The following is a 20,883-nucleotide window of genomic DNA, read 5'->3' as shown; positions in this document are numbered from 1 at the left end:
TCCGTGCCGCACCCGGCCCTTCGGCCGGCGCCCAGCGGGACGCGTGAGCGGCACGACCGACCCGGCGCCCACGCCGTGCGCCTGCGGGCGTACGACGCATCAGCCGCGCTCAGCCGGCAACCAGCGGGCGAGGTAGGCCCGCAGCCCCTCCAGATCGGTGCCGCGGGCGACATGGCCGAGGTAGCCGTCGGGGCGTACAAGCCCGTGGGCGACCTCCGGCCACGGACCCTGCTCGCCCAGCCGATGCACGGTGAGCAGATCGACCCGCCCGTTCAGGAGCGAAGCGAGCCGCTCGTCGGGCCACAGGCGCGGCGGGCCGGACAAGAGCAGGTGATAGCCCGTCCCGGCCGTGCGGGCTTGCAGGCCACGGGGCAGGTCGGGCAGCCGGTCCCCCGCTCGCGGGCCGCTTCGGGGCGGACGTGAACCGGCCGTGGAGGCGGGGCTGCGGCGGTAGTGGATGCCGAGTTCCGAGACCGTACGGAACACACGTCCGCGGGGTCCGGTGGCGCGCAGCGCCAACGGGGCCAGGCGCGGGGCGAGTCGGGTGAACTTCTTCACCAGTCGCCGCTCCGCCCGGAGCTGGGCCAGGAACCACCCCGACTACACGGGCAAGGCCATCGACCAGGCCGGCGCCAAAGCCCTGGGACGTTCCGTTTTCGGCTCGCTCCTGGCGGACGACCACGGGCGAAAGTGCGAATGATGGCCGGCATGCGCATCCGCATCGACGCCGTCGACCTGCCCGGCCTTACCTGCCCACCTGCCCACCTGCCCACCTGCCCACCTGCCCACCTGCCCACCTGCCCACCTGCCCACCTGCCCACCTGCCCACCTGCCCACCTGCCCACCTGGAGCATTCGCCGGCGACGACGTCCCGGTGTGCCGCAACATCCACGTCGCCGTGCAACGCCGCGACCGCCCAGCCGACTCCTCGATCTACAGCCTGGCGACGCTGCCTCGGCAACCTGGACCCTGGAGTGCACCACGGCAGACTCAGCCAACGGCACCGATGTGAAAGGCCCCTACGTCCAGGGCCGTCCAAGAGGCCGATTCATCTACCTGTCGTGGGGCACCGTCGACGACTCCCGGCACTCTCACGATGTTCCGCCGCGCCAAGCTCATGCTCGACGCCGTGCCTGCTGAGGTACTCGACGCCGCCGCACGCACCGGCCTGCTGGTAGGCCGCCTCGGACTGCGTGGCGGGAGAGGGTCTTGGTCCTTCGTCACAGTCTGGTCCGTTCCGTTGCTTGTCCTGTTTCCGATCAGACGGCGAACGGGCCGCGCATCTGCTCGGTGACCGACCACAGGCGCTGGGCGGCCGGGACGTCGTACGAGTCGTGCGAGGAGACGACCGGGGTAAACCGGTTGTAGTAGGCGCCGGCCTGCACGCTGCCGATCGCCAGGCGCACCACCGGCTCGGCGCCCCGCCGGGCGGACAGCGCGAGGGCGTGGACGAGGCGCACCTGCACGGTGGGGAACTCGCGGCCCAGGCGGGTGCGCACGAACCCGGGATGCAGGGCCACCACGGTCAGCTCGGGACAGCGCTCGTGCAGCTGATAGGTGAACAACAGGTTGGCCAGCTTGGTGCGGCTGTAGACCATGAACGGGTCGTAGCCGCGCTCGCTTTGCAGGTTGTCGAAGTCCAGGACGACCCGGTCGCCGCCGCGCATGGGAGCGCGGTGGCCCTCGGAGTTGACGTTGACCACCCGCCCCTGGCCGCGTCTGAGCAGGGGCAGCAGCCGGCTGGTCGTGGAGTACGGCGCTAGATGATGCACGGCGAAGTTCAGCTCGAAGCCCTCGGCGGTGACCTCCCGGGCGGGGCGCATGACGCCCGCGTTGTTGACCAGGACGTCGATGCGGTCGGTGACCTCGGCCACCTGGCGTGCCACGGCGTCCACACCGTCGGCGGTGGCGATGTCCGCGCTGATCACATGGGCCTGGGGCAGCTCGGCCGCCAGGTCCTTCGCCCGGCGGGAGGAGCGGCCGACGAGGATCATCCGGTGGCCGTCGGCGGTCAGCCGGCGGGCGGCCTCCCGGCCCAGGCCCGAGGTCGCCCCGATGAGCACGATGGTGCGGGTCCCGACGTTCATCAGGCGGCTCCTGCGGTGACCTTGCTCAGCTTGAGGCTGCTGGCGATCAGTCGCTCGCGCAGGCCCGCCGGCAGCCGCGACAGCGTGCCCAGGGCCCGGGCGTCGCGGCTGGCGATGTAGCGCCGCTTGGGGTTGCGGGCCTCCACCGCGGTGGCGATGGTCTTGACGACCCGGTCCACAGTATGAGGGCGAGGCGGCAGGTTCCTGTCGCGGCTGCCTCAGTGGTTGGCCGCGTGCCGGGCGTGCGAGTGCGGGTGGTCGCCTTCCAGCGCCGGTGTCGACGGCTGGGAATATCCGTTGGGGAGCGACCCCCCATCGGGCGTCGTGGTCTTGCTCGCGGCCGGGCTTTCCGTACGCGCATCGTCGGCCCTGCGGGAGTCTTCCGCGGACGAGGGGTCCGCAACGGTGGGGGTGCGGCGACCGAGGACGACGGTCGCTAGCCCGAGTGCACTCCACAGGACGAGAACGGCGATATGACCTCCGGAGTCGTTGCCGTTGAAGTAGGCCGTGCCGCGCAGAAGATTCGCACCGGCGCCCGGAGGCAGCCACTGGCCGATGTCGTCCACCGCCTTGGGCAGCAGTTCCGGTGCGGACGTGCTGCCGGAAAACGGGTTACCTACGAAGACCATGAGCGCGGCGCTGAGCCCTAGTCCTGCAGGGCCGATGAGTGTGATCAGGCCGGCGCTGGTTGCACTGATGGCGAGCACGGTGAGGGAGAGGGCCGCCCAGGTGGCCACGTGGTCGTGCGGCAACGCGCCGAGAAGGCCCTGGGCAACCAGGTAGGCAGCGAAGCCAGTCGCGGCGCACGCAGCGAGCAGGTCCACGAGCCGACGCCAGCCCGGCATTCGGGCACCCGCCATGGTGATGAGCGATGCCATCAGAATGCTGCACATTGTGAGCGGGAGAAGCGCCGAGCTGAACACCACTCCCCGGGGGTCGTCTGCAGAGTTCGGGACGACATCCACCGCCCTCACCGTGACCTTGGCTGGTCTCTTGGCGACATCCTTCCGGGCCTTGGACTTGACGGACGTGCCATGAGCCGACGGCCTTGCGTCCTTCACGGCCACCTTGGATGCATGGGCGGCAAGTTGTTGGCCGGATGTACTGAGCAGTTGGGCCACAGACGCGCTCGCGGCAGTGGCCTCCAGTACGGTGACGCTGCCAGGAGTGACGAGGAGGGCGCCGTAGACCTCCCGGTTCTTGATCGCGGAGCGCGCCGACGCCTCGTCGGGGTAAAGGTGAAAGTCAAATGCGCCCGGCTTGCCGCGCTCCAGGCCTTCGACCGCATTCTGGCTGGCCGTGGTCGTGCCCACGATCCCTACAGGCAGATCACGCGGCGCGATGCGCGAAGCGGGCCATGCATACGCCATCACGGCCAGCGAGATCGCCATTGGCAACGCCACTGTCACGATGACGACCCGACGCCATGACAGGAGTCGGGTCAACGGGTTCTTCACGGTCAAGCCTCCCGAAGGTGAATGATCATTCCGTAGCGCCCCCAGTCTGCTTGGGCGTCCGGGAAACGTCAACACGAACATTCGTTTTTCTTTATCTTGGATCCATGACCGACATCGCTGCCGGCCTGGGCCACAGCCCAGCGCCACCCCTCACCGGCCAGGCAGTTCCACGACTTGCCGGCGCAGATCCGCTCCGGCCTCGCCACGGTCGTCCGAGAGCATCGAAAGAGCAGCGGTCTACCTCACGACGTGACCACCGAGGTGATCGCCGTTGCGCTGATGCGGGTCTGCCCGCCTACTGCATCCTCCGGCCGGCCATGCTCGTTCCCACGGTCGAGGATGGGGTCGCCAACACGGTGCGGGCGCTGTGGCGAGTGCCACGGGCTCCCTGACCACGGACTGACCGTCGGCGCCTTTGAACCAGAAGAACCCATCCGGCGACACTGACCAGTCCGGGGGTGATCATCCGGTAGAGGAGATCGGCGGCCGTGGCGGCACTACTGGGTACCCCACCGTGATGTAGGGCGAGGACCAGGGCCGCATCAAGAGTGCCGATCCCGGCAGGCAGCAGCGGCATGGCCGACGCGGCGGTCATCCCGGCGATGTACGCAAGGAGCACCGTACTCAACGTGGCCGGTATGCCCAGTGCACGGCACACAGCGAGCAAACACACGAGGTCACAGGTCCAGTTGAGCAGGGCGAAGCCGAGCCCCCGCGCCCAGAAACGGGTCGGCGGGCGCACAGCAGCAAGTTCGCTGAGCAGGCGTTCGGCCCCCGACGTCTGTTTCACGGCACTGCGCCGCAGTCTGCTCCACAAGTAAAGGAAGGCGCTCACGGGCCGACGCAGCACAGCGGCGTGGCGGAGCAACGACAATGCGGCGCTGGTGAGGGCGCAGATCGCCCCCACCCGAACGGCGAGCCAGACAAGCTGCGATCTGTCCCCCGCGAGAGTCGGGCCGACGCCGGCGAGCACGATCAGCGCGATCGTGCTCAGAACACCAGTGGCTGCATGCGTGAAACCGATCTGAGGCGTGTTGGCACCCCAGGAGCGCATGCGGCGCGTTCGGTAGGTGATCGACACCAAACTGCCGCCTGGCAAGGTCGCGCCGAGAGCGTTTCCGGCGAACACTGCGGCGACAGCAGAACTCAGCCTTACGCGCAGCCCACCGGCCCCCAGCGAGAGCCGTTGCAGGCAGGCGAACGCCGTCATGGAAACCATCTCCGCGGTAACGGCCAGCAGGAACCACATGGGTCGGGCGTGGGCCAACTGACCTGCGGCTCGGGGCACGTAGGGCGCGATCAACACCAACTCGGTGCCCAGCACGGCCACCACCGCGCCTGCGGTCAGCGCGGTACTCCGACGGAAGCGCAGCACAGGCGTGAACTCGTTGGTCCGGCAAGCCTGCTCTGTCCGGCCACCCGCCGCCGCGCACGGATCGTGCTCGCTGCCCGCCTCGGCCTCACGCGGGCTGCTCATCGCGGCATCGGCCAGTCGGGCACCAGACGGACCTGGCCCTCCAGGTGCACCTGGCACCGTGTGTGCTCCGCGATGGCCAGGTCCCACAAGCCCGCAAAGAATCGCACGTCAATGCCGACCGCTACAACATGGCCCGATTCCTTCCCCGCGATCGAAGAGAACGGGCCGACAACGTTCAGTCGGAGCAGGGTCACGGCGTCAGTGATGCCATTGAGCGTCAGCGTGGCGCTGAGGGCTTGGCAGGTGCCTGTCTCGTCATCGGGGTATGTGCGGACCAGCCGCAGTTCCCCGTCGGATCCGGCCAGTTGGTGCCCAAGGTCTGCCCGACGCCACCAGGAGCGCCGAGAGCGGCCGGCTTCACTGGCGTCGGATATCCGAAAGCGCAGCAGTCCCCCTGCCGGTTCTTCGTTGTCATGGCTGACGAGGAAAGCATCCACGAGGTGCAACGGCAGATGTGAGGAGATCTGACCGCGACGTCGACAGCGCAGCCAGCTGCTGGCCCCGCGGTAGCCGTTGCCGTCTCCGCTGTCCGGTGGCTGTGGCCCGAGGTCCGGGCGGTCCACATCGTCCGGAGGCGGGGGTGGGACAGAGTAGATCATGGTGAGCCACCTGAGGGAGGTTTCGAGCGAGGACTTGGGCAGTTTGACGGGGAAAGGGCAGCGGTCCGGGCGACGCTCGTGGCCCGAGCCGGGTTCAGCCCTCCGCCCGACGCCGTGTCTGCCGATGTTGTGAATGCGACCTACGAGCGCGCCGAAGAGCACGATGAGGAAGGCCCCAGCGATGGCGTCTGCCAGATAGTGGTTGCCGGTTGCGACGACGACCACGGTCGTGAGCACCGGGTAGGCCAGGCCGAAGACCATCAGACTCTTTCGGCGGGCGTGCCGGAAGAGGAGCCAACCCGACCACACTGCCCAGCCGACATGGAGTGACGGCATCGCCGCGTACTCGTTGACGAGGCCGCCAAGCCCGTGCGGCGCGCTGGTCTGCCCGCTCCACCACCCCCACTGCTCGACATCGGCCACGGTGTCGTGGATCCCCGTGTGGGGAAGCAGCCGGGGCGGCGTGGCCGGGAAACGCCAGAATCCGATGAGCGCGCTCAATGTCACCGCGGCGAGCCAGGTGCGGGCTCTGCGGTAGTGCCCGGGATGCGCCCGGTAAAGCCAGATGAGCACGGCGGGCGTGAGGATGAAGTGCAGGGTGGCGTAGAAGTACGCGGCGAGCACGGCCAGGACCGGCAGGTCGTGCAGTACCTCGTTGAGCGACTGCTCCGGCGCCAAGTGCAGGGCTTCTTCCCAGCGCTGGATACTCCGGCCGTTGCGATCCGCAGTGGCCGTCCAGCTCCGCTGCAGCCCCCGGGTGGTTTCGTAGACCGCGTACAGCAGTCCCACCAGCAGCAATTCCACCCACCAACGCGGCAACTCGCGCCCGCCCGATGTGCGTGAGGGGTGCGGAAGTAGATGGCGCGCGAAGGAGGCCGGGTTGGCCATCAGGATTCTCGCACCGTGGCCGCGGGCCGCTGGACGAGCCAGTCTTGGGTGAGCCGGTAGCCGACCTCGATCAGCCGCGGAGTGTCACGGAAGTCGATGAGGCTACCCACAGGGGTGGTGGCTGTGGGCAGCCGAAGAACCGACCCGCGGACCGCCGCCAAATCCCGCCGCTCACGTTCATCCAGGATCTGACCCAATGCCCGATAGGCGGCGAGTAGGGCCGCTGCGTGCGGCTGACGGTCCACCTGTTCCGTAACCGCGGCGGGCAGCACGTAGATGGTGGTCGCGCCGAGTGCTTCCGCCTGGAGCACGGGCATGTCCGCCGATACGCCGCCGTCGATAAGGCGGCGCTCCCCGACGGGCACCGGGGGGTACAGGCCCGGGAAGGCCGCGGAGGCAAGCAGCGCCGAAACGGCGTCGCCCCGGGACAGGACCACCGCGGCGCCGGTCTCGAAGTCGGTCGCCACGGCGTGCACCGGCACGGCGGTCTCCTCAAGTCGGCCGACGCCGAGGCCGGACCGTAGCAATTGCTGCAACGCCGCGCTGGAGACCGCCGCCTCTCCCCGGCCCACCGCAGCCCTGATCAGGGTCCGAAGCGATATCGGCGCGATGTGCCGGCGCTTGAGGCGCAGCCACAGCGCTTCCAGCCGGTCGATTCCCTCGATGCTCGGGTCGGCGGCGAAGGCGGCGCCGTTGAGCGCGCCGGCCGAGGACCCCACTACGAGATCGGGCCTGACTCCCGCCTGTGTAAGCGCCCGCAATGTGCCGACCTGCGATGCGCACAGGCTGCCACCGCCCTGCAGCACGAACGCCACGGTGTCGGACGGCGCCCGTTCAGCCACCGCAGGCACGGCCAGCGCCCCAGCATCCCGTGGAACGTGGTACGGAGTCATCGCCGACCCGCTGGTCTGCACGGTACTCATGTCGCCTCCTCCCTTATCCGCGAACGACCATTCTGTTTTGTGCGCCCATCCTGAGGCGCCGATCAACGCGATGTCAAGACGAACATTCGTTTTTCTTGTAGCATCGCCTCATGCCCAAAGTCACAGAGCAATACCTCGCCGACCGCCGCCGGCACATCCTGGACGCCGCCCACCGCTGCTTCCTGCGCAACGGCGGCTTCCAGACCACCTCGATGCAGGACATCTTCGCCGAATCAGGCCTGTCCTCAGGAGCCGTCTACCGCTACTTCGCCAGCAAGGACGAAATGATCCTCGCCATAGCCGAAGACAACATCCGCGAAGTCACCGCCATGATCAGGACAGTGACCCACGCCCACAACGGAGGAGCCCTGGGCGCCGCCCTCGCAGCAGCAACCACACTCGTCGACACCAAGACCGAACACCAAGGCCTGGCCCAACTCAGCGTCCAGGTCTGGGCCGAAGCACTACGAAACCCCCACCTGCGCCCCCAGTACAGACGCATGCTGACACAAACCAGAACCGAGATCGCCGACATCGTGCGCGACCACCAACACACCGGACACCTGCCCCCCCACGTACCGGCAACAGCCCTCGCAGACGTCCTCGTCAGCATCCTGCCCGGCTACATCCTCCAACTCGCCCTACTCGGACCCCACGCACAACCCGGCATCACCGATGCCCTACACGCCCTGTGGCCCCACCCCGACAACACCAAACCCCACAACAAACAAACCGCCACCGACCTGCAACGGTCGTAGTGCGCGTGAGGGTGCGGGTGGCAGATTGGCTCGACAACGGGATCCTCTGAACGGAAGAAGTCTTGGTCGGCTTTCCTCCTACCAGAGGATCCCGTCTTACGTGCCCCGAACTACCCATGCACCGACAGTCCTTGACGACGCAGGGCCAGCCCTGACTTCGTGGCATTGCTTCAACCGCATGCTCGGCTGCCTCCACCACTGCCTCACCCACCGCTTCCACTACAACGAAGCAGTCGCCTTCCCAACCCCATCAGACACTCAACTCGCCGAGGCCGCTTGACAGTTCTTCCGCATCGGATGTCTTCTTCTCGCCGTTGAACCCGCTGCTGGCGGTCGGGGCGGTGTCGGCGGCGCGGACGGTCCGGGAGCCGATCACGGCCGCGGTCGGCACCGGTCCACGCCCGTCGGCCAGACGCGCACGTTCACGCAGCGCTGCGTAGATCCGGTACCACGCCCGCGCGTGGGTCCACCGGCGGAACAGGGCGTAGACGGTCTGGTGCGGCGGGAAGTCGGCCGGCAGGGCCCGCAAGGCGATCCCGCCGCGGACCAGGTAGAAGATCGCGTCCAGGACCAGGCGGGCCTGCCCCCGCCAATCGGACTGCGCGGCAGGCAACCGGCACCCGCGTGCGCTTACGTCTGACGGCCTGTGGGACAGGCAAACCGAGTCAGCAGATCCATCAGTTGCTCGGGCTCGCCGGGCCCGAGTTCGGCAACCAGCCGCTCCGCCACTGATGCCGCCTCATGCGCTTCGTCGAAAAGCTCGATGCCCTCAGGCGTGATCTCCACTACACGCACCCGCCGGTCCCCCATGACCGTCTTGCGAACAGCGAGCCCCTTACGCTCCAGGTCGTCCACGACCCGCATGATTCCCGCCTTGTCCGACCCCGTCGCCGCCGCCAAGTCCCGCTGTATCGTGGGTCCGCGATCGATCAGCACGATCAGCACGGCAAAGTGCCGCAACTCTATGCCGAGCGGGCGAAGCGCTTCCCTCATCGCCGAGGCAGCGCGCCAGCGCGCCCGGCGCAGCAGCAAGGCGAGAGCGAAAGCCGAGGCATCCCCGGGGTGGTCGGCCGCACACGATGCGCTGGTTTGGTGAGGAACGTCGACGATCACGAGGGCATATTAGCTAGCCGCGTATTGAGCTGGAACGGTTGGGCTGCCTCCACATAGGCCGAATGCGATCAAGGTTGAGACGCGCGTCGGCTGCCGCCCGCCACCGCCGCGTGCTACGAAGGCATCGCCGTCTGCTTCCCGCGCTCCCCAACGTGGAGGTCATGCCGGACGACGGCTACCTCGGCCTGACACGCGACGATCCCGCGCAGGCGATCACACCACCCAGAAAACTGAACAAGAGTGCTCTGGCAGCACCCATGAACGCGGGGAACGCGACCGCCACCGGCACTCCTCCGACCGCAACACCGTCGAACACGCCCTCGCCGGCCACAAACGCTGGAAACAACTCGCGTACCTCTTCCCCTTCCGCAAGAGCTGCCCGCACATGCTCGAATTCGGCACGCAGTTCCTCCACTCGCACCGCCGCAGCCTTCTCACGGCGCTCGAGCACGGCCCGCATCGACGGTATTCACGACCTCCACGCAACCCGGGGAACAAGACGCTCCTCAGCCTGCCCCTTGAGGCAAAACTGGCCCTGTGCCCGGATCACGATCTGTCACGGGTGGCTCGAGTGCCCGGCTGACACCAGCGTCCGCCGTCGTAAGCGCCTCAGGCGCTTTACAGCCACTGGCGGCGGAGCCGGACGTCAGGACGGCGAGCACCGGTGGGACAGGCTTCAGTCCGTCGTGGCCATCGCCGAACGTGGTTTCTCCTTCGACACCTTCTCGACATACTGGTTCGACGCCAGGCGAGCCGAACTTGAGGCCGCACTCCTGCAGGACCGCGTGGACGCTGCGACCGTGGCGCAGCACCTCAGCCGCGTCCGGGAGGCCCGTCGGCTCGCGGGTGTCTGCGGGACAGCGATCCCTACTGGGAACAGGCCTGACGGCTCGCCCCGTTCGCTGCGGAGGCAGCCGACTCGGACGATGAACTGGACTTGTACCGAGGCTGCCTGCGCGTCATGAAGGAGCTCGGAGTGCAGCCGTCCGCGGACCCGAGACGGCTGGTCGACCGACTGCGTCGATGGGCGGGCAGACCGTGTTGGCGCTCGGTGTAGGACGCGATTTCCTCGGCATTAACAGCCGACGTCGCACGATTCACCAAGGCACCAGGGCCCAGACACACCTTCACGGAGGCCCTCCGATGACAGAAACCCTCGACACGACCGTCGATTTCCGAGCCACGATGAGTCGGCTCGTCACGGGCGTCAGCGTAATTACCACGTGCTCTGGAAGCACGCCCATTGGCATGACGGCGAGCGCCGTGTCCGCCCTCTCCCTGGACCCGCTCCAGCTGCTCGTGTGCATCAGCAACCAGCTGTATACGCGGACCGCGATCGCGGCGCACGGCCGCTTCGCTGTCAACATCCTCGGCGAGGACAGCGAGTCCCTGGCGCGGAACTTTGCCGTCTCCAAACAAGACAAGTTCGCCGGCGTCGAGACCTTCGACGACCACGGTGTGCCGGTATTGAAGGACGCCATCGCGGCTGTCGTGTGCGACGTCGCCGAGGCGCTCCCCGGCGGCGACCACACGATCTTCGTGGGGGACGTCCGCTATTGCGCATACAAGGTGGATTGCCGACCGCTGGTCCACTTCGCGGGAGGTTTCGGCACTCTCAGGTCTTCGAACTAGTCCTGGTGGCAGCGGTCCCAAGGAGACCGCGGTGGGGTCCGTGACCGACCCCACCGCGCCCACGTTGAGCTCTTACGAGGCGAGACGTGGGCGTCGGGGCTGCGCTCGTTGGCGTGATCGACTCGGCAGCCTCCTCGACGAGTATGAACAGGCCTGGGCGGGCGAGGTTTCCGGCAGGGGCGGGCCTCCCAGGATGCGTCAGCGCCGGTCGACGAGGTACTCCTCTGTGAGTTTCGGCATGAACCCTCTAAAGAAAACGAATGTTCGTCTTGACATCGGACCGATCGATCCCTCATGATGGGGGAACGCAAAACGGAATGGCCGTTCGCGGAACAGGACGAAGCGACGTAGGTGCCGTGCAAACCGCGAGACGGCGATGGCTCCACGCCAGGGTCACAGGACGCTGGGTAGCTGGCCGAATGTTGGCGAGGGCCTGGCGTGACTCACGCCAACCAGTTGGTTCGATTCTCGACTGTGTCCGCACGCTAAGCGGCAGCGCCACCAATCGCAGACCCAGGCGATGGACTCTGCGAGGAGGAAAAAATCATGAAGAAGTTGATGCGGCGGATCGCGACCACCGGCGTTTCCGCCGTTCTAGTCGCAGGCGCCCTCGTGGCCACTGGCGGCTTCGCGACGGCGGCCACCGCTCAGACAGCCGGGCACACTCCTGCCCCAACCACCATGGCCGACACCAGCCACCACCCGAGCCGGCACTCCACCACACACTGGCACACCGATCCTTGGGTCGCGGACCAGCTGGCGGTGTTCGATCCCAGGGCTGCCCAGCTAGTGGCCATAGTCGACCCCTGGATCAAGGACCAGTTGATCCTGTTCGTACCCGTCCGCTGACAAATTCCACATCGCCCTGCGCCACTGGCGACAAGACTGCCTGCCCCACACCGAGGGCCACCCTCTCGCAGGACAGTGCGACCGACCGTCATCGAAGGCACGCCTCAAGGCCGCTCGGGAGTGACTGCCGGCGTCCATGCTGGTGGCGGTGGTGATCTCCTTGCTGTGCGAGCGCAGGACACGGCCGTCAAGAGCGGGCGAGACCGCCGCACAGGCTTCAGCAAGGCCCTCCTTGCTGCGAACTCGGCGCCCGGGTCCGCTCCTTCGCGGACCTTCCGCGGCGTCGGGAGAACACGAATCGGCATCTCGGTTCCAGAGAACGCTATGGTCCGACCCTCCACCGCCCCGCCTCTTCGGCCCGCGGCATCCCACGCCCGTCGGCACTCACCACTTCCGCGCGCGGCCGACACTGCGGACGGGCAGCATCCGAACGCCCGCAGGACGTGAGGCTTACCAAAGCGAGACGGCACGGCCGGCCCGACACTGCACTCCGAAGGAACCAGACATGGGCCGAGCGCCCTCCCGCACTTGGCGTCCCTCGCGAAAGCGGTGTGCGGGGTACATGACCAGCGATGAAGCCTTCATAGGCCGAAGCGTCTGCGCCGTCGACGACGGCAAGACGGAGACCCTCGCTCCGCTGCCTCCTGCACTGCGAGCAGCCCGGGCACTCCTGCCACGGGTCCCTGCGACCTCGTCGTACGATTCCGGCACGACGCACTGAAATTCCTCGACCACCTGGTTGAGGAAACGTACCTTCCGGCTTTCGTTCCAGGGTCCGTCTTCAAACGGATCTTGCCCAGAGCAGGAACGATGCGAGTGTGACCGCCGCTTCGTAGGAGGTGACGGTCTTCTCGCATCTGGTGGCGATGCCGGGGAAGCCTTTCGCCCGGATCAGCGCCCGCTGGTCCGCCTGCGTGAAGCCGGACAGTGGCACTAGGTGTTGTTCGTCCTGGACCCCGGCTACGACGTCGTACGCCTGACGTGGCTCTTGCGCGAGGAGCCGGCGTGGCTGCTCGGCCGGGTCCGCTCCGACCGGGTAACGCGCGCCCAGGGCGGTCGCCGCGAGGGTCCGACCCCGGCCCGGCCGCCGGCCTCGGCACGACGAGGAGTTCAGCCTATCCGCCCCCGCCAACCACCCGGACTTCACCCATGTCATGGGCGCTTCGGCTCCGTCACCGCCCGCTGCTCGGGCGCCTGCACGCCAAGTCGGACCGCCGCCAAGGCGGGTGGAGCGAGTACGACGGCGAACTGCCCGTCATCGAAGGCACATTGGTCTGCCTCGCCGTGGTGCGTCTACCGGGCAACCGCGAGCCCCACCCGCTGTGTCTGTGACACAGCGGCCCCGACGCCACCGCCCGTGGTGTCGACCTCCTGTTGCGGATCTTCCTCAGGAGGTTCGGTATTGAACATACCTTCTGGCGGTTGAGACAGACTCGCCCCGAGCAGGCCGACCGGTGGCCGGCTGTCGTCGCCGTCCGAACCCAACTCCGCTCGGAGGTTTACGGTCAAGTTGCTGCCAGGCTCCGGAATTTGCCCCGTCGGTACGGGGCGAGGGCGGAGCGACGCACCCGGCCGCTCGTGTGCCGCTCCGCCGGTGTGCGGTCAGTCGGTGGGCTCAGGGGTGATGTTCTTGTTGAAGCGGAGCAGGTTGTGGGGGTCCCAGGCGGCCTTGATCGAACGCAGGAGCTGGTGCTTGGCCTCGCTACCGTGCAATCCGCGCCGCCACTCGTCGCCCAGGTCGTCGGTGAGGTTGGCGTAGCCGTTCGTCAGTGCGTGCGGCTGCATCGCCTCGGTGAGGGTGGTCGCCCATTCGTCGTACTGCGCGTCGTACTCGGGTGCGTCCCACTTGGTGATGGCTTCCCACAGCCAGGCGGCTCCCTCACGGGAGAAGGCCATGGCGTCCTCGCCTATATCCTCGGAGATCGCGCCGCCCATGAACGAGATGTTGATCGAGTAGAGGGCGCCGGGGTTCGACGGCATGGTGGCGACGCTCTCCAGCAGCACGTCGATGGCGTCGGCGGACAGTGTCGGCAGGTACCCACCACGCAGGTTCATACGCATGCCGTAGGGGGCGACGGCATCGAGCATGCTGTTCGCCTTCACCCACGTGGTCTTCGCGACCAGGTTGGCGAGCGGTTGGCCGAGCGCGGCGAGCGGCTTGACGACCTCATGGGCCGTGGTGGGATCCCCGGTGTAGACCACGACGAGAATCAGCGCCGGCTTCCCGTGCACCTCCTTGGGCAGCATCGCCAGAGGGGGAGCAGGAGCGATGGCGACCAGCAGGCCCAGCTCTCGCGGGGCTGTGGCCAGGTGCGCCGAGAGCTTTTCGAGGACGTCGGCGGCCTGGCCGAACGGAAAGATCAGCTGTCCTGCAACGACGTCGGGGCCAACCGGGTGTGCGCGGTACTCGAGTGAGGTGACGACGCCGAAGTTGCCGCCCCCGCCGCGCAGCGCCCAGAACAACTCGGAGTTTTTGGTCTCGTCGGCGCGGACCTTGCGGCCGTCCACGGTGATCATGTCGCAGGCGAGCAGATTGTCGACGGTGGCACCGTAGCGGCGCATCAGAAAGCCGATGCCGCCGCCCAGTGTCAGCCCGGCAATGCCGGTGCTGCTCACCGTCCCGGCGGGTACGGCCAGGCCGTGCCGCTGCGCGGCGGCGTCCATCTCACCGAGCTGGACACCCGGTTGGGCCCGTACCACCCGCGTCTCAGGGTCGACGGTGACCGTCTTCATCGCCGAGAGATCAATGACGAGCGCGCCACCGGGCATCGCATAGCCGTCCGAACCATGCCCACCGCTGCGCACGGCCACCGGGATGGCGTGTGCGGAGGCGTAGCGCAGGACGGTCGCGACGTCCTCCTCCTCGGTGCACTGCGCGATCAGCGCGGGGCCCTCGTCGGCGGCACGGCCCTGGTATAGCGCACGCGCCGCGTCGTACTGGTCATCGCCAGGCCGCAGCACCACGCCGCGGAAATCGGTGGGGAAATCGGAGTAGGTGAAGGGTTCTGTAGACACGCTCATGGGGGATCTCCTGTGGCAGGGATGTACAAACGGACTGGACATGCATGCTGCTGCCGCGGACCACCTGGGGGTGTCGTTGTGGTTTCCGGGGTGTAAGAGCTCCTGCGGCGGCAGGGCGATCGTGCCAGCAGCCCTAACGGCGGGCCGTCGAGCAGGACGATGCGGCGGTGGCCTGACGGGCGAAGGAGACCTGGCCCCGGGCACAGCCACCACGGCGGCGCTCGGGGCATGGCTGCTCTTCGAGGACGAAGCCGCCGTCTCGATGACGGCGCACCGCCCCCGACCGGGGCGCTGAAAGGCAGCACATCGCTGGAGCCAATTGCGGCGGTACGCGGCCGAGCACGACTGGCTCACCATCGTGCAACCGTCCGTCTTCGCGCGCCCGACCTCAGCCCGGTTCGGGGGTATGTGGTCGTAACTCCGGCCCGACGCGACCACCTCGTCCAAGCTGTCCGGAGCTGCATGCGGCGCATCCAACGACGAGCTCACCTCATCGACGGATGCGTCGCAGAAACCGGACTCTCGCCAGACCGACAACTCAGCTGAAAGATCAGTACGAACGCGCTTCCCTGATCGTAACCAGCAGCAGGCCCCTCGGACGCCAGGGCAAGGTTTTCGGCGGCGATACGGTCGCCGCTGTGATCGACCGACTCGTCCCATAACACCGAAGTGATCTCCCTGAAGGACAAGGGGGATCGCGTTCGCGGGCGTGACCTGGGCCGGGTCCCCGCGGCCAAGACCAGTGAACGACCGACATCAACTGACCGCTAGGAGTCCATCTTCACAGCCCACCACCGGGCCGGCTTTCGAAGTCCGCCGGCACCTCACTGCCCCGCGCGGTATCAGAGCTGGTCTTCCACAAGTGCGGGTGGCGCCGGCATGTCGAGTTCGAGGGCCATGACACGGTGGAATCGTGACAACGCATTCCAGATGCTGATACACATGACGAGTTCTACACGCTGTGCTGCGTCGAACACCCGCTGCACGTCGTCGCGGACACTCGCAGAGACGCCGGTGGTGCCACGCCCCACGGGGACCGTCGGAAGGGAGATCGTCATCTCCTCAGCCAACTGAAGAGCTAGCCGCTCCCGCTCGGTGAAGCGTTCGAGCTCACCTTTCGCAATGGCCGCGAGGTCGTCGGGCCCCACCCCCTTGGCCAGCGCAGACGTGTATCGGTGACTAGTTGTATAGCGGCAGTGGTTGAGCACGGCGACGCGTACGGCCACCAGTTCCTTCACGCGCTCCTCCAACGCGCCTGGGCCGTTGAGCTGCCTGAGGAACGGCAGGTATGTGGCGAGCAAGCCGGGACTGTTCCCGATGGCCGCCCAGGTGTTCAGCACCTGGCCGTAAGCATCCACCCCCTGTGTGAGAGTGGATTGGTCGACCGAGGAGAACTGGTCGGCTGTGAGCAGGGGCACAAACGACATGTGAACTACCTTTCAACGGGTCCTGCCTGTAAGCGGCTGGCTCGAGGTGAGTGTGGGGCAGACTCTTGGTGAGTGGCCGTATCTGCGGGCTCGGTCTGATGACGCGATAAAGGTTGAGGTTTCCGCAGGCCGATCGCGATGCCCATCGTCGCGTTGAACCACGGCACGAGGAAGGTAAGTGCGATCCGAGCCGTGAGCGCCCATGTGAACGGACCTTCCCGGACCGGCGAGTACAGGTTGACCATGAACAGAATTGACCCGACTATCAGGGCAGCCACGGTGGTCTGCGCCATTGCCCTGCCTCTTACGGCACCGCGCAGTGCCACGCTCCAGGCGACAGTGGGAGTCTTCGCTTGAGGGTCTTGCTTGGGCAAGCTCATTGTGTGCTTCAACGCTCTCGTCAAGTCACGGTCTGCGGCGGGTTCTCGAGGAGGATTGATGAGCTCCGCCATCCACTGAGCCGCAACCGCACCGCCAACGGGCCGATGGTCCGCGGACAGGGTGAAACGCATTGTGTGAGCCACGGCGGTCTGACCCTGCCTCGGTTGAGGCCGGAGATCTCACCGAGGTCCGCAGCAGGAGAGCACGAACGTCGTCTGAGAGCTCTGCGATCGCAACCGGGCCAGCGGTGTGGAGTGCCTCGTCATCGTGGGGCTCTCCGGCTTCTGTCCCCCCACTACCGTGACAGAGAATGGATCCAATTTCAATCATTCCTCAGGAAACCTCTCCAAGGAAGCGGCAGAATGGATCCCGAAGCGCGCCTTGGCTGGCGGCGACCTGGTGCCCTGAGTCGTTGTTTCGCGGCGTAGGTCGGCGCGTTCGGCGTGACGGCGGGATGATGCGGCCGGAGCGTCGAGGGTCGAGTCGGTGCTGACCGACGATGCGCGTGCGACGCCGACCTGGTGGGCAAGGCGCTACACGTCCTCGCAGGCCCTGGCGTCGCGGTCCCGGGTGATGCTGAAGTGCGCAACCGGGGTGCCGAACAGGATGTCGCCACCCCGGGCAGGTCCGCGCCGGTGCTGCAGATGATGCCGGGGGGCGCCCGCGCGTCGTACCTACAACTACGTCCGCGGTCGCGTTACCACCCTGCTTGGCGCGCTGAACACTGCCACCGGCGAGGTGATCGGGCGGAGCCACTGCCGGCACCCGCACCGGAGTTCAAGAAGTTCCTCGCTCGCATCGATCGCGAAGTGCCGCCCGAGTGGGACGTCCACCTGACTTGCTACGACATCTCCACCTGCCAAACACCCGCCACCCGGCCATGACTGGCGCCTGTCCGAGGTTCCGCTGCACGAAACCCGTGGAGGAGATTCTGAAGGCCTAGCCGGATACCTGAACTGACCCAACGACTCAGGACACTAGGTCGGCTCCCAGAACGTCGACGACGGACCGGACCGCGACGTTGAGATCGGGCACGGTGATCTGGTTCTGCGTGCCGGACGGTGACATCACCCGGGAGCTGCTTCCAGCCCTCACCCGCTTGCGGGTGCATTCTCGCCCAGCCGCTTCGACTCCGCCGCCCTTCGCTTGCACCTGAACAAGAGGAACGAATCGGTGAGCGGCATGTGTCATGTGGTCGCCTACAGCGGTGCCTTGCGAACCGAGAGGCTGATCTCCATCTGGCACCCCACTGCCAGCCAGCAAGAAGGCCGCTTCCAACCACCTCGCTGCGGGAGTTGACGTCGCTCACCCTCCAGTGTTAAGTGATACTGAACGCACGGCTGTGGGTGGCGCACGCGTGCAGCCCCACTACCCGTGACCGTCCGCTAGGCAAAGGAGTTGTGATGGCGATTCCAACGTTCGGGCCGAACACGGTCGACTGGGAGACCCGCGTCGACATGAGCAGGCTTCGCGACGAGCGGCTGGCCCGTCTCCGCGAGTCGTTGGAGCAGTCCGACCTCGGTGCCGTCCTCGCCTTCGACTTCGCCAACATCCGCTACATGTCCTCGACCCACATCGGCACCTGGGCGATCGACAAAATGATCCGGTTCTCCCTGCTGGTCAGGGGAGGCGAGCCGATCGTCTGGGATTTTGGATCAGCCGCCAAGCACCATCAGCTGTACAACCCGTGGTTGGACTACTCGAAAGCCCACTCGGACGGTGATCCGCACGGAGCCCACCACGGAGCTGATGTCCGCAACCCGAGCGGCGCTCGCGCCGGCATCTCGACGTTGCGCGGCGCCATCAACCCTCTGGTCGGGATGGCGGACTCGGTCGCCCAGAAGATCAAGCGCGAGCTCGAGCTCTACGGGCTCCTGGACCAACCGCTCGGCGTCGACGTCATTGAGCTCCCGGTCCTGATGGCCCTGCAGAACGCGGGAATCACGGTGGTCGACGGCCAGCAGGTGTTCCTGGAGGCTCGACGCATCAAGACACGTGACGAGATCCTTCTACTCACCCATGCTTGCTCAATGGTCGACGCTGCCTACGAGAACCTCTACGAGTTTCTCCGGCCAGGTGTGCGCGAGAACGAGTGCGTGGGTGTGGTGGCCAAGACCCTCTACGACCTCGGCTCGGAGTTCGTCGAAGGCGTGAATGCGATTTCCGGGGAGCGGTGTGCACCACACCCCCACGTCTTCTCGGACCGCATCGTGCGGCCCGGGGATCCAGCGTTCTTCGACATTCTGCACAGCTACAACGGCTATCGCACCTGCTACTACCGCACTTTTGCCGTCGGCAGTGCGTCTTCCGCTCAACGCGACGCCTATACGCGGTGCCGTGAGTACATGGACGAAGCAATCAGCCTCGTCCGACCCGGAGCCACAACGGCCGACATCGTGTCGGTGTGGCCAACGGCGCCGGAGTTCGGCTTCCCCGACGAGGAAGCGGCCTTCGCGCTTCAGTACGGCCACGGTGTCGGACTGTCAATCTGGGAGAAGCCGGTGTTCTCCCGCCTGGTGTCCCTTGAGCACCCGGAGGTACTCGAAGAGGGCATGGTCTTCGCGCTGGAGACGTACTGGCCGTCAAAGGACGGTTGGGGCGCGGCCCGGATCGAGGAAGAGCTCGTGGTGACCTCGGACGGGTGCGAGGTGATCACCAAGTTTCCTGCAGAGGATCTTCTCGTCGCCGGCCAGCGTTACTTCACTGTCTCGGGACCGCTGCCGACCGAGCGCGACTCCCAGTCGCATATGAACACGGCTACCAGGAACCAGTCCAGCCATTCGATCGACTCTGCTGACCTCTGACCGGAGGGCTGTCCCAATCCCGTCGGTCCACGTGGACACGGATTCCGGGAAACTCTTGGTTGCCGCGAGGCAGTGCTCGTGTCCGTGAGGGGTCCCCTGCAAGGGCAAAGTGGGCCGCCCCCAGCGCCTCCGATTGAGACGGGTGGGGGCGGATCAGGTTGCACGGTCGTCCGCCGTAGCCTTAGCTCACGATCACCTGAGAGTCGGCGACGAGTTCGCTGACGCGGTCGCCCGCCATCTGCACACACACGACGGTGTTATCGGCCAAAGCGACGGGCCTCACCGCACCAGGTGTGAGGAGGACGGCACATTGCGATCGTTACCTGACAGGTCGTTGGTCGTAATGACGTGAACCACTTCACGCTCGTAGCGACTGTGAACTTTTCCCATTTTGACGGACACCTTTGGTGCGGTGTGAGGCAGCGAGGCGACCATGCAGTCAGCCGGTCTGCGGCCCGGCGCCCAACGGGCGGCTGCGGCTGGCGGCAACCTGATCGCTGATACTCCCCGAGAAAACCCACGTCCTCGGAACGAGCGGCCCAGGTGCTCCGAGAGGCATTCGACCAGCGGCTCGGATCAGCTGAGTGGTCCTGGGGCGGATTGTGTTTCCGGGGTCGTTGCTCACCGTGGTAGGCAGGCATTCGCGTGTAGGTGGAATCCATCGCCCAGGGCGGCTCCTCGTGACTGGTGCCGGTTGGTGGGTGTCCTGATCGCGTGCACGCGCAGGTGTCGATGGTCTTTATGGGGCAGCCGGGTGCGGACCATGCGCCCGTGGCCACTACCCAGTTTCAGGACGCGGCCGAATCGGGCCAGAGCGCTCGAAAGGCGTCGGGAACCTCCTCCAGCCCCTTGGAGTCGCCCATGGCCAACTGGAGAATGTAGCCGGGCAGGGTGCAGAAGAGCGCGGCGGCGATCGCCTCGGGAGACACCTCGCTCGTGAGGCTGCCACTTTGCTGGTGCTCTCGCATAACCTCGGTGAGAGCGGAGCGCATCTGGGCAAGCAGGTCGTTGAACTGCCTGGCCAACGACGGGTTTCGTAGGGATTCAGACCAGGCCAGTACGGACAGCCCGGCGAGGTTCTGCTCGGCAGTCTTGGCCTTGACGATATCGAGGACGTCAGCCATGAAGTTCCCGACGGAGCTGCTGGGCCGGCGCTGGGCGACGCTGTGGACCGCCGAGAGCACGTCACGCATGTTCTCTTCGACGATCGCCGTGATCATCTCGTTCTTGCTGGCGAAATGCCGGTACACCGCGCCCGCCGAGAGGCCCGACTCGGCGAACAGGTCCTGCATCGACGTCGAATGGAATCCGTCCCGTAGGAAGCAGCGGCGAGCCGCCTCCAGGATCTGCTTGCGGCGGGCCTCCATGTACTCCTGCGTGACCTTCGGCATGCATCCACCCTACGCGGTAAAAAACGAATCTTCGTGTTAACTTAGCATGCGGACGGTCCAGCCCTCACCCTTCTCG

The 20,883-nt window shown here is 66.7% G+C and carries 19 protein-coding genes and 2 pseudogenes; 7 read left to right on the top strand and 14 right to left on the bottom strand.

Annotated features, from left to right (window positions below; genetic code table 11):
- Positions 1–99: 99 nt before the first annotated feature.
- A complete protein-coding gene (locus tag ACFYXB_RS08450) occupies positions 100–558 on the bottom strand; it encodes a hypothetical protein (RefSeq protein WP_389579186.1) in 459 nt (152 codons plus the stop codon).
- On the opposite strand from ACFYXB_RS08450, the gene merB reads away from it, so the two are divergent.
- Together merB and ACFYXB_RS08440 are read left to right on the top strand one after the other, a co-directional pair.
- Complete coding sequence (merB, locus tag ACFYXB_RS08445) at positions 458–700, top strand: organomercurial lyase (RefSeq protein ID WP_389579183.1); 243 nt, start codon at positions 458–460, stop codon at positions 698–700. The two genes, ACFYXB_RS08450 and merB, sit on opposite strands and share 101 nt — an antisense overlap.
- A pseudogene (locus ACFYXB_RS08440) lies at positions 697–1,294 on the top strand (DUF5990 family protein). The gene merB and the pseudogene ACFYXB_RS08440 overlap by 4 nt, the downstream one beginning before the upstream one ends.
- On the opposite strand, the gene ACFYXB_RS08435 reads toward ACFYXB_RS08440, so the two are convergent.
- From ACFYXB_RS08435 to ACFYXB_RS08410, 6 genes are all read right to left on the bottom strand, one after another.
- A complete protein-coding gene (locus tag ACFYXB_RS08435) occupies positions 1,260–2,087 on the bottom strand; it encodes an SDR family NAD(P)-dependent oxidoreductase (RefSeq protein ID WP_389579181.1) in 828 nt (275 codons plus the stop codon). The pseudogene ACFYXB_RS08440 and the gene ACFYXB_RS08435 sit on opposite strands and share 35 nt — an antisense overlap.
- Positions 2,087–2,266, bottom strand: a complete 180-nt coding sequence (locus ACFYXB_RS08430; RefSeq protein ID WP_389579178.1) for a hypothetical protein — start codon at positions 2,264–2,266, stop codon at positions 2,087–2,089. Before ACFYXB_RS08430 ends, ACFYXB_RS08435 begins: the two co-directional genes overlap by 1 nt.
- Before the next feature lie 39 nt (positions 2,267–2,305).
- A complete protein-coding gene (locus ACFYXB_RS08425; protein ID WP_389579175.1) occupies positions 2,306–3,550 on the bottom strand; it encodes an ABC transporter permease in 1,245 nt (414 codons plus the stop codon).
- A gap of 289 nt (positions 3,551–3,839) precedes the next feature.
- The gene (locus ACFYXB_RS08420; RefSeq protein WP_389579173.1) at positions 3,840–5,021 is read right to left on the bottom strand and encodes a YbhN family protein; all 1,182 of its coding nucleotides are present in this window, start codon (positions 5,019–5,021) and stop codon (positions 3,840–3,842) included.
- A complete protein-coding gene (locus ACFYXB_RS08415) occupies positions 5,018–6,508 on the bottom strand; it encodes a phosphatase PAP2 family protein (RefSeq protein WP_389579170.1) in 1,491 nt (496 codons plus the stop codon). Before ACFYXB_RS08415 ends, ACFYXB_RS08420 begins: the two co-directional genes overlap by 4 nt.
- Positions 6,508–7,431: a patatin-like phospholipase family protein gene (locus ACFYXB_RS08410; RefSeq protein WP_389579168.1), complete on the bottom strand. Its 924-nt coding sequence runs from the start codon at positions 7,429–7,431 to the stop codon at positions 6,508–6,510. The genes ACFYXB_RS08415 and ACFYXB_RS08410 overlap by 1 nt, the downstream gene beginning before the upstream one ends.
- 110 nt (positions 7,432–7,541) lie before the next feature.
- Between ACFYXB_RS08410 and ACFYXB_RS08405 the strand changes: the two genes are divergently transcribed.
- Positions 7,542–8,189, top strand: coding sequence for a TetR/AcrR family transcriptional regulator (locus tag ACFYXB_RS08405; RefSeq protein WP_389579165.1), 648 nt, complete (start codon positions 7,542–7,544; stop codon positions 8,187–8,189).
- Positions 8,190–8,439: 250 nt separating this feature from the next.
- Here ACFYXB_RS08405 and ACFYXB_RS08400 read toward each other — a convergent pair whose 3' ends face one another.
- The 3 genes from ACFYXB_RS08400 to ACFYXB_RS08390 all read right to left on the bottom strand — a co-directional run bounded on the left by ACFYXB_RS08400 (position 8,440) and on the right by ACFYXB_RS08390 (position 9,753).
- Complete coding sequence (locus tag ACFYXB_RS08400) at positions 8,440–8,802, bottom strand: transposase (protein ID WP_389579162.1); 363 nt, start codon at positions 8,800–8,802, stop codon at positions 8,440–8,442.
- A gap of 17 nt (positions 8,803–8,819) precedes the next feature.
- On the bottom strand, positions 8,820–9,302 hold the full coding sequence (locus ACFYXB_RS08395) for a MarR family winged helix-turn-helix transcriptional regulator (RefSeq protein WP_389579160.1): 483 nt from the start codon (positions 9,300–9,302) through the stop codon (positions 8,820–8,822).
- 175 nt (positions 9,303–9,477) lie between these two features.
- A complete protein-coding gene (locus ACFYXB_RS08390; RefSeq protein ID WP_389579158.1) occupies positions 9,478–9,753 on the bottom strand; it encodes a hypothetical protein in 276 nt (91 codons plus the stop codon).
- A gap of 692 nt (positions 9,754–10,445) precedes the next feature.
- Between ACFYXB_RS08390 and ACFYXB_RS08385 the strand changes: the two genes are divergently transcribed.
- The 3 genes from ACFYXB_RS08385 (at position 10,446) to ACFYXB_RS08375 (ending at position 13,115) form a co-directional block, all read left to right on the top strand.
- Positions 10,446–10,934, top strand: a complete 489-nt coding sequence (locus ACFYXB_RS08385) for a flavin reductase family protein (protein ID WP_389579154.1) — start codon at positions 10,446–10,448, stop codon at positions 10,932–10,934.
- 546 nt (positions 10,935–11,480) lie between these two features.
- A complete protein-coding gene (locus ACFYXB_RS08380; protein ID WP_388507228.1) occupies positions 11,481–11,783 on the top strand; it encodes a hypothetical protein in 303 nt (100 codons plus the stop codon).
- A 1,149-nt stretch (positions 11,784–12,932) separates the two neighbouring features.
- Positions 12,933–13,115 (top strand): hypothetical protein, encoded by a 183-nt coding sequence (locus tag ACFYXB_RS08375; RefSeq protein ID WP_389579151.1) that lies wholly within the window; start codon positions 12,933–12,935, stop codon positions 13,113–13,115.
- 270 nt (positions 13,116–13,385) lie between these two features.
- On the opposite strand, the gene ACFYXB_RS08370 is transcribed toward ACFYXB_RS08375, so the two are convergent.
- The 3 genes and pseudogenes from ACFYXB_RS08370 to ACFYXB_RS08360 form a co-directional block, all read right to left on the bottom strand.
- Positions 13,386–14,804, bottom strand: coding sequence for an FAD-binding oxidoreductase (locus tag ACFYXB_RS08370; protein WP_389579148.1), 1,419 nt, complete (start codon positions 14,802–14,804; stop codon positions 13,386–13,388).
- Positions 14,805–15,646: 842 nt separating this feature from the next.
- On the bottom strand, positions 15,647–16,231 hold the full coding sequence (locus tag ACFYXB_RS08365) for a carboxymuconolactone decarboxylase family protein (protein WP_389579145.1): 585 nt from the start codon (positions 16,229–16,231) through the stop codon (positions 15,647–15,649).
- A gap of 5 nt (positions 16,232–16,236) precedes the next feature.
- Positions 16,237–16,767 (bottom strand): annotated as a pseudogene (locus tag ACFYXB_RS08360) (hypothetical protein); the annotation flags it as partial.
- A gap of 1,248 nt (positions 16,768–18,015) precedes the next feature.
- Between ACFYXB_RS08360 and ACFYXB_RS08355 the strand changes: the two are divergent.
- On the top strand, positions 18,016–19,416 hold the full coding sequence (locus ACFYXB_RS08355; protein ID WP_389579540.1) for a M24 family metallopeptidase: 1,401 nt from the start codon (positions 18,016–18,018) through the stop codon (positions 19,414–19,416).
- Between the two features lie 788 nt (positions 19,417–20,204).
- Here the strand turns inward: ACFYXB_RS08355 and ACFYXB_RS08350 are convergent.
- Positions 20,205–20,807 carry a TetR/AcrR family transcriptional regulator gene (locus tag ACFYXB_RS08350; RefSeq protein ID WP_389579143.1) on the bottom strand — a complete coding sequence of 201 codons (603 nt, stop codon included), beginning with the start codon at positions 20,805–20,807 and terminating at the stop codon, positions 20,205–20,207.
- Between the last annotated feature and the right edge of the window lie 76 nt (positions 20,808–20,883).

The sequence above is a fragment of the Streptomyces sp. NPDC002619 genome (assembly GCF_042889305.1).
Classification (GTDB): Bacteria; Actinomycetota; Actinomycetes; order Streptomycetales; family Streptomycetaceae; genus Streptomyces.
Note: the sequence above shows the minus strand (reverse complement) of the source record. Positions and strands in the feature narration are given on the sequence as shown.

Excerpts from the sequence above, each read along its gene's own strand:
- ACFYXB_RS08355 (WP_389579540.1), top strand. The coding sequence starts at position 18,016 with ATGGCGATTCCAACGTTCGGGCCGAACACGGTCGACTGGGAGACCCGC.
- ACFYXB_RS08380 (WP_388507228.1), top strand. The coding sequence starts at position 11,481 with ATGAAGAAGTTGATGCGGCGGATCGCGACCACCGGCGTTTCCGCCGTT.
- ACFYXB_RS08350 (WP_389579143.1), bottom strand. The coding sequence starts at position 20,807 with ATGCCGAAGGTCACGCAGGAGTACATGGAGGCCCGCCGCAAGCAGATC.
- ACFYXB_RS08435 (WP_389579181.1), bottom strand. The coding sequence starts at position 2,087 with ATGAACGTCGGGACCCGCACCATCGTGCTCATCGGGGCGACCTCGGGC.
- ACFYXB_RS08370 (WP_389579148.1), bottom strand. The coding sequence starts at position 14,804 with ATGAGCGTGTCTACAGAACCCTTCACCTACTCCGATTTCCCCACCGAT.
- ACFYXB_RS08365 (WP_389579145.1), bottom strand. The coding sequence starts at position 16,231 with ATGTCGTTTGTGCCCCTGCTCACAGCCGACCAGTTCTCCTCGGTCGAC.
- ACFYXB_RS08420 (WP_389579173.1), bottom strand. The coding sequence starts at position 5,021 with ATGAGCAGCCCGCGTGAGGCCGAGGCGGGCAGCGAGCACGATCCGTGC.
- ACFYXB_RS08410 (WP_389579168.1), bottom strand. The coding sequence starts at position 7,431 with ATGAGTACCGTGCAGACCAGCGGGTCGGCGATGACTCCGTACCACGTT.
- ACFYXB_RS08375 (WP_389579151.1), top strand. The coding sequence starts at position 12,933 with ATGTCATGGGCGCTTCGGCTCCGTCACCGCCCGCTGCTCGGGCGCCTG.
- ACFYXB_RS08385 (WP_389579154.1), top strand. The coding sequence starts at position 10,446 with ATGACAGAAACCCTCGACACGACCGTCGATTTCCGAGCCACGATGAGT.
- ACFYXB_RS08405 (WP_389579165.1), top strand. The coding sequence starts at position 7,542 with ATGCCCAAAGTCACAGAGCAATACCTCGCCGACCGCCGCCGGCACATC.
- merB (WP_389579183.1), top strand. The coding sequence starts at position 458 with ATGCCGAGTTCCGAGACCGTACGGAACACACGTCCGCGGGGTCCGGTG.
- ACFYXB_RS08415 (WP_389579170.1), bottom strand. The coding sequence starts at position 6,508 with ATGGCCAACCCGGCCTCCTTCGCGCGCCATCTACTTCCGCACCCCTCA.